This window comes from Nostoc sp. FACHB-892 (assembly GCF_014698795.1).
Classification (GTDB): Bacteria; Cyanobacteriota; Cyanobacteriia; order Cyanobacteriales; family Nostocaceae; genus Nostoc.
Map to the genome: position 1 here is coordinate 88,088 of NZ_JACJTR010000014.1, position 12,629 is coordinate 100,716.

General features: G+C 40.0%; 12 protein-coding genes. 7 read left to right on the forward strand and 5 right to left on the reverse strand.

Annotated elements, in window-relative coordinates; all coding sequences use genetic code 11:
• Positions 1–39: 39 nt before the first annotated feature.
• A complete protein-coding gene (locus H6G96_RS19425) occupies positions 40–819 on the forward strand; it encodes an ABC transporter permease (protein ID WP_190912968.1) in 780 nt (259 codons plus the stop codon).
• 69 nt (positions 820–888) lie between these two features.
• On the opposite strand, the gene H6G96_RS19430 is transcribed toward H6G96_RS19425, so the two are convergent.
• The 3 genes from H6G96_RS19430 to H6G96_RS19440 form a co-directional block, all read right to left on the reverse strand.
• Positions 889–1,545: a pentapeptide repeat-containing protein gene (locus H6G96_RS19430; protein WP_190912969.1), complete on the reverse strand. Its 657-nt coding sequence runs from the start codon at positions 1,543–1,545 to the stop codon at positions 889–891.
• Between the two features lie 467 nt (positions 1,546–2,012).
• On the reverse strand, positions 2,013–3,230 hold the full coding sequence (locus tag H6G96_RS19435) for a Na/Pi symporter (protein WP_242063331.1): 1,218 nt from the start codon (positions 3,228–3,230) through the stop codon (positions 2,013–2,015).
• An 806-nt stretch (positions 3,231–4,036) separates the two neighbouring features.
• On the reverse strand, positions 4,037–4,636 hold the full coding sequence (locus H6G96_RS19440; RefSeq protein ID WP_242063332.1) for a cupin domain-containing protein: 600 nt from the start codon (positions 4,634–4,636) through the stop codon (positions 4,037–4,039).
• Between the two features lies 1 nt (position 4,637).
• On the opposite strand from H6G96_RS19440, the gene H6G96_RS19445 reads away from it, so the two are divergent.
• A complete protein-coding gene (locus H6G96_RS19445) occupies positions 4,638–5,786 on the forward strand; it encodes an AraC family transcriptional regulator (RefSeq protein WP_242063333.1) in 1,149 nt (382 codons plus the stop codon).
• A gap of 46 nt (positions 5,787–5,832) precedes the next feature.
• Here H6G96_RS19445 and H6G96_RS19450 read toward each other — a convergent pair whose 3' ends face one another.
• Positions 5,833–6,135, reverse strand: coding sequence for an acylphosphatase (locus tag H6G96_RS19450; protein WP_190912971.1), 303 nt, complete (start codon positions 6,133–6,135; stop codon positions 5,833–5,835).
• Here H6G96_RS19450 and H6G96_RS19455 point away from each other — a divergent pair.
• The 4 genes from H6G96_RS19455 (at position 6,122) to H6G96_RS19470 (ending at position 10,383) form a co-directional block, all read left to right on the forward strand.
• Entirely contained in the window at positions 6,122–6,526 is a 405-nt protein-coding gene (locus H6G96_RS19455) for a hypothetical protein (protein ID WP_190912972.1), read from the forward strand. The genes H6G96_RS19450 and H6G96_RS19455 overlap by 14 nt on opposite strands.
• Before the next feature lie 242 nt (positions 6,527–6,768).
• Complete coding sequence (locus tag H6G96_RS19460) at positions 6,769–7,146, forward strand: DUF1823 family protein (RefSeq protein WP_190912973.1); 378 nt, start codon at positions 6,769–6,771, stop codon at positions 7,144–7,146.
• A 305-nt stretch (positions 7,147–7,451) separates the two neighbouring features.
• Positions 7,452–9,125 (forward strand): alpha-amylase family glycosyl hydrolase, encoded by a 1,674-nt coding sequence (locus H6G96_RS19465; RefSeq protein WP_347242255.1) that lies wholly within the window; start codon positions 7,452–7,454, stop codon positions 9,123–9,125.
• A 199-nt stretch (positions 9,126–9,324) separates the two neighbouring features.
• A complete protein-coding gene (locus H6G96_RS19470; RefSeq protein ID WP_190912975.1) occupies positions 9,325–10,383 on the forward strand; it encodes a 3-deoxy-7-phosphoheptulonate synthase in 1,059 nt (352 codons plus the stop codon).
• Positions 10,384–10,561: 178 nt separating this feature from the next.
• Here the strand turns inward: H6G96_RS19470 and H6G96_RS19475 are convergent, their stop codons facing one another.
• Positions 10,562–11,185 (reverse strand): 4Fe-4S single cluster domain-containing protein, encoded by a 624-nt coding sequence (locus tag H6G96_RS19475; RefSeq protein ID WP_190912976.1) that lies wholly within the window; start codon positions 11,183–11,185, stop codon positions 10,562–10,564.
• Positions 11,186–11,367: 182 nt separating this feature from the next.
• Between H6G96_RS19475 and H6G96_RS19480 the strand changes: the two genes are divergently transcribed.
• On the forward strand, positions 11,368–12,561 hold the full coding sequence (locus H6G96_RS19480) for an NAD(P)/FAD-dependent oxidoreductase (RefSeq protein WP_190912977.1): 1,194 nt from the start codon (positions 11,368–11,370) through the stop codon (positions 12,559–12,561).
• The last annotated feature ends 68 nt before the right edge of the window (positions 12,562–12,629 follow it).

Consider the following 12,629-nt stretch of genomic DNA (forward strand, 5'->3'; position numbering starts at 1 on the left):
ACTAATGACCAATGACCAATGACTAATAATTAATAACAAATGGCTATTAACAGAATTTTTTTCCTAGCAAAGAATGTGTTTCAGGAAGTGGTACGCGATCGCATCCTATATATTATTGGTTTTTATGCGCTAATACTCGCCATTGCCTTCCGTGTCCTTCCTGAATTTGCAGCAACGACTGAAGGCAAAATGTTTCTAGATTTTGGCATGGCGGCGATGAATGTTATCGGGTTAATTGTGACGATATTTGTTGGTACGGGACTGGTTAATAAAGAAATTGAAAAACGCACTATTTTGGTGTTAATTGCTAAACCTGTCAGCCGTAGCGAAATTATTATCGGCAAATACTTGGGTTTATCCGCAGTATTAGCTGTACTTGTCGCCACAATGACAGCAATTTATCTGGTATTTCTGCAATTTGGTAACATTCCTCATCCAACCGCGAGCATTTTAATTGCTGCAATTTTCTTATTATTGCAGTTATCATTAATCACTGCTGCGGCTATTCTCTTCGGTGTTTTTAACGCTTCACTGCTAGCAACTGTTTTAACCTTTGCGGTATATTTAATCGGAAATATTACTCAAGATTTAGTACAACTTGGTCGTCTGAGCAGCAACCCTGGTATGGAACGTCTAACTCAAGGTTTGTTTCTCATCTTGCCAAATTTATCTCGATTAGATTTGAAAAATGATGCCGTTTATGGTCTGCAAGCACTACCTGACGCAACTGCACTGATTACAAATGCTAGCTATGGCTTACTTTATAGTGCCATGTTGTTAGCGATCGCTATTTTTATCTTCTCACAACGTGAGTTTTAGTCATTAAGTATTGGGCATTGGAGCAAATAGAAACTTCTTCTCTCCTAACAAATGACTAATGACTAATGACTAATAAATAACTATCTGAGGTTGCTCAATTTTGCCATCAGGCATGATAGTATCCCGCAGCTTTGCATAAATCAGGTTTGTCTCCCAAAGGTTTGCTTTACTCAAGTTTGCTTTGGTTAAATTTGCCCATGTTAGGTCTGCACCAGTTAAGTTAGCCTCAGTTAAATTAGCTTCTAGTAATTTTGCTCCACATAGCTTTGCTCTTGTGAGATTTGCTCTAACTAAATTAGCTTCAATCAGCGATGCTTCAATTAATTGGGCTTCGCTTAAGTCTGCTTCTCTCAAATCCACATCGCATAAAGAAGCACCCCAAAGATTACTACCTATGAATTTCGCCCGCCATAAGAAAGTTCCACACAAATTTGCTCCTGTTAAATCAGCATTAATCAAATTAGCTTCGCACAAAGATGCTTCATATAAATTAGCTTCACGTAGGCTAGCTTGCATCAAATTTGCACCACTTAAATTAGCACGAGTAAGGACACAGCCACACAAATTTGCATTACGCAAATCTGCTCCTATGAAGTTAACACCACTTAAATCAATTCCTTTCAGGTCGATCCCACGCAAGTCACATCCACTGAAATCTCGGCGCTGAAAATATTTATTTGTGATTTGACTTAATATAAATTCCTGTTGATCAGCATAATTTTTCATGGTATTCACCTCTGGGTGTAATTTATCTCAAAGTTCGAGTGTGATAGTTACCGTATATTGAGAGTACACCGCAAATGGAGATTAGCTCAGTAAATAACCAGAAAAAATTCCCAATAAATCGCTAAGAACTTGAAAATACGTTTTTTAAGTGGTTTTTAAAACAAAAAATGCTGACATAGGTCAGGAAATATTGATAAGTCAAGTAGAATTAAGTTGTTGGCAAGAATAACTTAAACTATGTGTTTGATAGTGTAATAAATATTTAAATTACTTCATAGTTAGTTTCCGAATTTCTCACAGGCGGTGCGATAGCTATTACCCAAACCTTTATCTAGCTTAGATTTTGAGTGTTTTAGGCACTGCACGAATCATAACAGTATGTGAACGGGGTATTTTATCTCAAGTCTAAGTGGCATAAACGTTTTGGGCTAGTTGTTTAAATCTTTGTGAGAAATCCGGGTTTCCTATCACCCTTTTACCCTTTCTGCCTGCCGATTTTGGTTTTGTCTATCAGGAATGAGTCGCTCCAATGCACGAGCAATCCAGGGCAAAAATGCGATCGCTAGCGTCACTCCCAGCACGTTAAATATTAATTGGGCATTTGCAATTTGGCGGGCAATATCATCCCCTGCACCCGCTAACTGAGAAATCCATTGGGCAAGTACTGCCAATTGACTGGCAAATAAAATTCCTACAGCAGCGCAAACAAGGTTAAATAATAAATGAAAAATACCTGTGCGTACTGCTGGGCGATCGCGTCCAAATGTCGCTACCAGTGTGTCAGCACAAGTGCCAACTTCAGCACCCAGCATTAACGCCACACCTGCGGGTAATGAGATTAATCCTTGACTAGCCAAAATAATAATAATCGCAACGGTAGCAGAGGAAGATTGAACTAAGACTGTAAACAGCGCCCCAACTCCAGCACCTAAGAGCGTGTTGTTCCCCAAGGTTTCCATCCATTTGATAAATGGTTTGTAGTCCTTGAAAGGTTCCATTGCGGTTTCAATTGTATCAAGTCCGAAAAACAGCAAGCCGATGCCAAGAATAACTAATCCAATTTGCTTCCAGCGTTCTTTCTTACCCAAAAGAATTAGTAATAAACCAACAAACATTGCGATTGGCGCATACTCGCTAATTTTAAAAGCAACTATTTGAGCGCCAAGAGTTGTGCCAATATTGGAACCCAATACCACGCCCAGAGATTCTACAAATGACAGCAAACCAGCACTCACCATTGCAATCACAATAATAATTGTCACTGAGGAGGAATCTAATATTGTTGTCGCCACCGCGCCAGTTGCTACTCCAGCATAACGATTGGTGGTGAATTTGCTAATTAGACTTTTGGCGCGATCGCCTGCGATCGCTTCTAGCCCTTCAGCCATTCGTGTTACACCATACAAAAACAGCACTAGCCCCGCCAGCGCCCCCGTGATGATTTTGAAAATATCTAATCCCTGTCCTTCTTCTTTAGATTCAGTGCTTTTGCCCTGTTGACTATTTTTCGTTGCTTCCCCAGAATTCTGAGATAGCTTATTGTTTTTCTGTTGTGCTTCTTCTACTCCAGCAGGAGTCTGAGCATTAACACTAATTTCTAAAGGTGCTAATGAGCCATCAATCCAATACAAATTCTTTCCTAAGATAGAAGGAGTAACAACAAAAGCTGCAACTATAATACTCAAAATAAAACTGACCAACACTCTTTTTAAACTTTTCGTTAAGAACATAATCTTTGCTTTAAAAGCTGTTATTTTTTGAATCATGAATAGTAAATAATTAATCTGTCACAAATTGGGAAGCGAAATAGCAATTTTATGTCTGGTACAACAAGTATCACGCTAATTTAAGCTTGATCAATCCTAATAGTAGGATATATAATTAGTGATTTATTTATATATAAACATAAACAATTTTAGGGAACCTTTCATCGCTAAACATTAAAAATTTACTCTTTTTTTAACATTGATGACTTGCATCTTAAGAAAGAGATTAATAGGTAGATATTACCTTTTAATTAAGATTTAAACTCAATTTAAACAAACATTAATACTTAACGTGGTTAGCAGAATTGTTGTAATAAAAACTACAGTCTTAATCATCCAAAATGAAAGTTTTACTGTTTGCAGGGCTAGGAAACTACTGATTTATAGAGGTTATCGCTTGGGTTGGTAACTGGGACAATTTTTCTGATTTGGGGATTTGCTCTAGCCCCTTTGTCATTTCAATTAGCATTTGAGATAATTTCAGTTTTAGCCGCTTTTTTTGTTTGTATGCGATGTCTAGGTTGTGGTTTAAACCAAGATTAATTTTCAACTTGATCGCGTATTAACCTCATAAATATTTGCTCTTTTTGAACATCCCTACTTGTTAAAATTATCTCTATCGATGGAATCTGACTTTTTGACCGTTGCAAATAACAGTTATAAAAAAGGCTGGAAGCAGGAAAATAGCAATATCAATGAACAAGCTCCCAATGCCCAATATTTATTTATCTGTATTTAACTAATGACTGATCCACCCTCAAAAATCGGGCAATTCTAGTTAAAATTCCGATCATCAGCTTTTGCACAAATACTGGTGGTCCAACAATGATCGTGTCTGCCTTCTTAACCAGCAAAGCAAACTGCAAGATATTTGTAGGCATTCCTTCCTTGTTTACCTTTCCGTCGATCGCTAGTCCAAACATTGATCGCAGAAAATGCTCAAACTCGCCAGCCGCACGGACTTCAGAAGTGAAAGTCACCCAATTATCAGACGCATTACGGAAACTATGATACACGCCAGCCGGAACCTGTAAAACTTCTCCTGCACGCAATACTTTGATATTTCCTTTCTGACCTACTTCCATTTCCAGTGAGCCACTCAAGACCTCAAAGATTTCTGTCTTAGTATCGTGGTAGTGCAGGGGGCTACCTTGCGATCCCGATGGCAGTTCAAAATAGAATTTTACATACTCACCATTAGTATCATCAGTTGAGCAAAGAATCGTCATGCGATCGCCTGTTACAGGGTTCTCAATCTGTTCTCTACTTGAGTCTGTGGTGAAGGTTACATCAGCAGAGTGAGTGCGTAATTTTGCAGATATCATTTTGAAAAATTCCTTTCGCGTTGTCTATACTCTCAAGGTATGCTGTCTGCAAAATCTGGAATTGACATTATGCGCCAAGGTATTGACCGAACACGCCGATTTAAAAACTACGCCTGAATGCTTTATGAAAGAGGCAACTTTCTCCGCATCTATCGTTCGAGACATTGTTCAATATGCAGCAACCTATGGGATTGATGCTAAAAACCTCTGTACTGCTGCGGGAATTGACCTAGCACTGATAGAAATGCCCGACCAGCAGATTACTGGAGCGCCGTTAAGAGCTTTGTGGCGTGAAGTGGTTAAATTGACAGGTGACGAAAACTTTGGCTTGCACTTGGGGGAAGCTTTTAATGTCGCTGCGATCGGCATTGTCGGCTATGTGCTGTTGAATTGTAATACATTCGATCAAGTTTTAGAAAAACTTTCTTGTTACACCCGTTTATTTAGCCAAGGTGTTTACATTAATTTTTCAACATTTGAAGGGCAGGTATTGTGTGACTGTGAAATCGTAGACCACTTAAAAAACTACTTATTAGAAGAACCTCGGCATCCCATCGAGAGTACCTTTGCCGCCTTAATCACAGCAACAAAAATGCTCACAGGTAAACAGCTCTATCTCCAGACAGTTTGGTTTCAACACCCACGCCCAAATGATATTTCTGAACATGAGCGGATCTTTCGCTCAGGCATACGTTTTTGGGCACCAACAAATCGAATGATTTTAGATGCCAGTTGTTTGCATTGGCCAGTTTTATCAGCCAACCCCAGCCTCTTGTCTATTTTTGAACAACATGCAAAAGTTATGTTGGATGACTTGAGTCAAGAAAATACTTATAGCAACCTTGTTGTTCAGGCAATTTCTCAACACTTAAAAGGAGAAGTTCCTGCACTCAAGACTATTGCCCACAATTTAGCTATTAGCGTTCGTAACTTGCAGAGAGAATTGCAAACAGAGGGTACTTCATACCAACAACTGTTGGATGCGACACGAAAAGAATTAGCGCTACGACACCTTAAAAAAACAGATGCCCCAATACATGATGTGGCTTTTTTGCTAGGCTTTTCTGAACCAAGCGCATTCCACCGCGCCTTCAAGCGATGGACAGGAAAAACCCCACGAGCGTACAGGTCACTTCACTATAGCAGTTGATTGTCATTAGTCATTTACAAAGAACAAATGACCAATGACTAACTTTTTACTCAACCCGCTTAACTTCAAATCCCCGCAACCCTTCAGGTTCTTCATACTCAACCACTACATCTTTAACCACAGCAGCAGGTGGCCCAGAATGACACCAGCGAACCATGTCATCTACAACATCTCGCACTCCTTCAAAGACTGCTTCTACTCGATTATCGGGGAGATTCCGCACCCAACCGGTTAACCCCAACTGACTAGCTGTATCCACAGTGGAATAGCGATAACCCACTCCTTGGACTCGGCCAGAAATGAATACATGGGCGCGGATGATCTTTGGCAGTGTTGTGGAATTCTGCATAGACTGGTCTAATCTTTACGATTCCAGTCTACCTACTTTAGGTATACACAACCTGTTTTTAACTCCAACTGGCGAAATTAATCATCGTCATCATCATCGCCGCGATGTCTGTACTCCCGGTCATCATCATCACCGCGACGTTTGTACTCCCGATCATCGTCGTCATCATCGCCGCGATGTCTGTACTCCCGGTCATCATCATCACCGCGACGTTTGTACTCCCGGTCATCGTCGTCATCGCCGCGATGTCTGTACTCCCGGTCATCATCATCACCGCGACGTTTGTACTCCCGGTCATCGTCGTCATCATCACCGCGACGTTTATACTGGCGATCGCGATTATCCCACTCTTCATCACCTCGTTTCTGCTTGTCACCGACTATGTTTCTGAACATATCCCCTATTCCCATAATTTCCCTCCTGAGTTAGCGAATCTCTTGATTCAGGGTCACTTTAGTAGTTTGTCTAATGATTGTGGCGGATAAATCTTCCAGCAGATGTAGATAAAAATAAAATTATCCCTATCTTTGGGAGTGTTGCAGAGTAGTGATAAAGTATTTTTCACTACCTAATAACTGTAGTTAATTTAATTAATCAGTAGCCAGTTTTTCAACTTGGAATTTTGAATTGTCTATGTCTAACCTGCCACCACTTAATAAAGAAACAATTTGGGCAATTATTGACGAGAAACTTGATGATGCTACAGTCAATCAATTGCTATGGCATTATTTAGGGTATCGCTATGATTCCTCAACTGCACAATGGGACACTAGCCAAGTTGCGCCAGAATGGCAGGGTGAGTACCCACAACCACCAAATTTCATCGAATCTCGCCCTGCAACAGTCAAGTTGACCCGTTCCATTCCTGCTGAAAATAAACAAATGCTCAAAGAAAAACTGGGTTTCAAAGGTTACAAAATTGGTGAATTTGGGCCTCGGCAAACTCGCAGAGCGACGGCGGCAAATTGGTTGTTAAGTTATATGCAACAAACTTACGGCAAAATTGAATAATCTTATACAGCAGATATTTAGCAAACAATATCTTATTTTTACTGAATATCTGCCATTTAAGAAATTAATAAAAAGCCATTAATCTATTTTCAATAGCATTTTAAGCTTAGTAGTATTATGGGCATCTGGATATTAGTTAAAAAAATAAATGTGATAAACAGTCAAAAAACGCCAAAAACAGTAATTCTTTACAAAATTTTTTATAAAGTCATCCTCAAGATAGAAGCGCTAAAGAAATAATTATTTCTGTAGAGCTATTTGCAAATTTAATTGAGCATTAGAAAATATTTTTATCAACTCTTGGTATTACAAACACTTCTATGGCAAAGCCAATTGAATTTAATTTATTTGCACCTTACAACAAAGGAGTATCATTAATTGGTTCTTTTTCTGATTGGCAAGAAATACCAATGGAAAAAGGTGACGATGGTTATTTTCGTACAAGTGTTCAATTAGAGGACGGTGTTTATAAATATAAATTTCGTGTCCAGTCAAATTCATGGTTTTTTGAACCAGAACAATGGGTTGATGTTACAGATCCTTATGCAACCGATATAGATGAACTGAGTGGAAAAGATGATGGTGTTGTCCGGATCAAAGATGGCGAAAGAATTACCGATACCTATGTTTGGCAACATGATGATAAACCTTTACCTGCTGACCACGAATTGGTAATTTATGAATTGCACGTCGGTGATTTTTCTGGTGGTGAGGATGATCCTTATGCACGTGGAAAATACAAACACGTCATTGAAAAGTTAGATTATTTGTGCGAACTAGGAATCAACGCTATTGAGTTGATGCCACTTAAAGAATATCCTGGTGATTATAGTTGGGGTTATAATCCCCGTCACTTCTTTGCAACAGAATCAAGTTATGGTTCTACTGCTGATTTGAAAAAATTGATTGATGAGTGTCATAGCAAAGGTATTCGTGTAATTCTGGACGGTATTTATAACCACTCAGAAGCATCTGCTCCCCTAACACAAATTGACCACGATTACTGGTATCATCATGATCCTCGTGACCCTGATAATAACTGGGGGCCTGAGTTTAATTATGAGCATTATGACGAAAATTTAGATATTCATCCAGCGTGGAAATTTATTGGTGATACAATCCGTTTTTGGATATCAGAATATCATCTTGATGGTATTCGCTATGATGCGGCGCGGCAAATTGCTAACTACGATTTCATGCACTGGATTGTTCAGGAAGCCAAAAAAACTGCTGGAACGAAGCCTTTTTACAACGTTGCCGAACACATTCCTGAAACTACGAGCATTACCAATGTAGATGGGCCAATGGATGGTTGCTGGCATGACAGTTTTTATCACTGTATTCTAGAACATATCTGCGGCGATACATTTGATTTAGAGCGTCTAAAAGATGTCATTGACTGCAAGCGCCAGGGTTTCTTGGGTGCTACCAACGTAGTAAATTACCTCACCAACCATGACCATAACCATGTCATGGTTGAATTGGGAAACCGTGAGATTTTTGACGAAGAAGCTTTTAGGCGGGTTAAATTAGGAGTAGCCATCCTAATGACTGCTGTAGGCGTACCTTTGATTTGGATGGGAGAGGAATTTGGCGAGTATAAACCTAAACAACCTGAATCAGCCAAAATCGATTGGACACTGTTAGGGAATGATCTAAATCGTAGTTTATTTGATTCATACAAAGGCTTAACCAACCTGCGTAAAAGTAATCATGCTCTCTACACAGAAAATATTGATTTTATCCACGAAAATGCAGAGGCAAAAGTATTAGCTTATACTCGTTGGAATGGTGAAGGTTCTCGTGTAGTCGTAATAGCAAATTTCTCCGAAAACTTCCTAGCTGGCTATCATGTTCCTAACTTTCCTAGCGCTGGTACATGGCACGAGTGGACAGGTAATTATGATGTCGAAGTCGGTGATGATGGCATCATAACTGACTTAGGGCCATACGAAGCCAAAGTGTTTGTATGGCAGTAATTATATACACTACTACTGAGTCAGTAGCCCAATAGCAAATAAAAAAGGGGAAAATATTTCCCCTTTTTCAGTTATTACCTTATTGGTGTACAGTCCAGTTAGAAGTTTGTCAAGTTAAAAATAAGCTATTTTAAAATTTTATGGGTTTGTGTTACACTTTTGAGTTGAAGTGCGTATATAAAATTGCCAGAGCATCCCCATGCACAACAAATTATTTAATAGTAATATCGACAACGCTAATATTGAGAACGATCGCATTTTATTAACTCCCAATGAAATCAAATCAAAATTACCTTTAACACAATTAGCCGAACAAAGAGTTTTAGCATATAGGCAAGAAATAGAACAGATACTAGATTTTCAGGATCGCAGAAAATTTATAGTGGTTGGCCCATGCTCAATCCACGACCCAAAAGCAGCGCTCGAATATTCTGAAAGGTTGAAAATATTGGCCGAGCAAGTGCAGGATAAGCTGCTACTAATTATGCGAGTGTACTTTGAAAAACCAAGAACAACCGTAGGTTGGAAAGGGTTAATTAACGATCCCGATATGGATGATTCTTTCCATGTAGAGAATGGGTTATTAATTGCACGGGAGCTATTATTAAAAATTACAGAATTGGGATTACCTGCTGGTACAGAAGCCCTAGATCCAATCATACCCCAATACATTAGTGAATTAATTACATGGTCTGCTATAGGGGCACGTACGACTGAATCACAAACTCACCGCGAAATGGCAAGTGGACTTTCGATGCCTGTGGGTTTTAAAAACGGTACTGACGGCAATATTCAAGTAGCTTTGAATGCCCTACAATCAGCTAGAAACGCGCATAATTTTATCGGAATTAATCAAAACGGACAGGTCAGCGTCTTTCAAACTAAAGGTAATGGCTACGGTCACGTAATTTTAAGGGGTGGTAGTCAACCCAATTTTGATCCAGCAAATGTCAAACTGGTAGAAGAGAAATTAAAACAGGCAGATTTACCACCGAGGATTGTTGTCGATTGTAGCCACGGCAATACTAATAAAGATTACAAATTACAAGGTGCCGTCTTAGAAAATATTATTCAGCAAATAGTGGATGGTAATACATCAATAGTTGGCATGATGCTAGAATCTCATTTATATGAAGGTAGTCAACCAATTACTGGTAAACAAGAAGAATTAAAATATGGAATTTCTGTAACTGATAAATGTATTGGTTGGGAAGAAACCGAAAAAATAATTTTGGCTGCTTACGAAAAACTTAATTAAGCTCATCCCAACCCTACAAAGGGGATGGGATTTCACGTTGGCAGTTAACTGTTAACAGTTAACTGCCAACCATCACATTTTGACGATCGCTTTAAATTGTTACCAATAAAGAAACGTTGAGCCTTAGAAGCTCAACGTTCAAGTTTTAACTCCCTCCTCTCGCCCTACTCCCTCGCCGCTACGTTAGTTCCAGTCCACCTTGATAGCCAGTGACGATGCGACCACCATCCTTGAGAATGTGGACTTCTATCTGATCGCTAGCCCAGGTAATCTGGTCTTGGAAAGCCGGGTTTAAAACACGAACCCGTTGATTGCTAGAAGAAACTGGAGAGTTGGGAGAATTTATTGCCAGAGATTGGACAAAAGGCCCGTCAATCAGAATATCAAGTTGTTCTAACAATGCTTGGGAACCTGGCGGTGCAGATTGAGACTGTAGTTGCCAGAGAGTGAACCCAGTAAAAGACATTACATTTAACCCAGCAGCTTTTACCTTACGAGCTAAAGACGCTAGTGCAGTTGCTTGCCAAAAGGGTTCTCCACCAGAGAATGTTACACCCGTATTGTGAGGATTGCTGAGAATATTTTCGGCAAGGGTATCAACAGCAATCAATTGGTTAGCTTCAAATGACCAGGAGTTAGTATTAAAGCAGCCAGGACACTCACGAAGACAACCTTGTACCCAGACGACTGCACGACAACCAGGGCCATTAACTTCTGACTGATCAACGTAACCCATAATGTTGAGATAGCCAGGGGGAATTTCCATGAGTGCTAGCGATGGGTCAGTTGGCTTAATTTCCATCTCTTTAACTCCTTTTAGCCGTTGCCTGTTAACCGTTAACTATAGCGAATCCTCAATTAGATAACCGCGACAAGTGAACTGAAACTGATGACAAATTTTATGGAATTTTGAAAAGTCCGCTTTAACTGACTAGACTGAAGTTAGTTGCCCAGCTAGTATTGACCCTTTTATAGATAGAATCGATGACTAAACAAAATTCTAGAATTTGTATCCTTGGTGGAGGCTTTGGTGGTCTTTACACAGCCTTGCGCTTAAGTCAGCTTCCTTGGGAATCTACGCAAAAACCTGAAATTGTTCTAGTAGATCAAAGCGATCGCTTCCTATTCTCTCCCTTACTTTACGAATTACTCACTGGCGAACTACAAACCTGGGAAATTGCCCCACCGTTTGAAGAACTTTTACAAGGCACAGGGGTGCGTTTTTATCAAGGGGTTGTGTCTGAAATCGACATCGAGCAGAAACAAGTAAATGTACAGAACGGGCCAGAAATCCCTTACGATCGCTTAGTACTGGCTCTAGGAGGTGAGACACCGCTAGATTTAGTCCCAGGTGCAACTGCCTACGGTTACCCATTCCGCACAATCTCTGATGCCTATCGTTTAGAAGAACGCCTGCGATTTTTAGAAGAATCGGATGTTGATAAAATTCGGGTGGCAATTATTGGAGCTGGCTACAGTGGTGTAGAGTTAGCCTGTAAGTTAGCCGACAGACTAGGTGAAAGAGGACGCTTTCGGATCATTGAAATTGCTGACCAAATTTTGCGAACTTCCCCAGAGTTTAACCGGGAAGCAGCAAAGAAAGCAATAGATGCGCGTGGTGTGTTTATTGATTTAGAAACCAAAGTCGAATCAATAGAGCAAAATTCCATTTCCCTAGAGTACAAAAACCAGTTAGACACGATTCCCGTGGATTTAGTAATTTGGACTGTGGGAACTAGGGTTGCGCCCGTGGTAAAATCTCTTCCCCTAAAGCAAAACCAGCGTGGTCAAATCAGCACTACATCAACTTTACAAGTACTTGAGCATCCAGAAATCTTTGCCTTGGGAGATTTAGCAGACTGTCATGATGCTGAAGGACAGCAAGTCCCCGCCACTGCACAAGCCGCTTTTCAACAAGCTGATTATACTGCTTGGAATATCTGGGCAACTCTGACTAATCGCCCCCTCCTTCCCTTCCGCTATCAACAGTTGGGAGAAATGATGGCACTAGGAATAGACAACGCTACTCTCACTGGTTTAGGAATGAAACTAGATGGCCGCTTGGCATCCGTTGCCCGGCGGATTGCTTATTTATATCGGCTGCCAACTTTAGATCATCAACTCAAAGTTGGTTTTAATTGGCTAGTGCGTCCGATCATAGAAACACTTTCTCGGTAACTTAATTGAGAATGGGGAATTGGGACTAATGGCTAATGACAAATGACCAATGACAATGATTTGCTTTA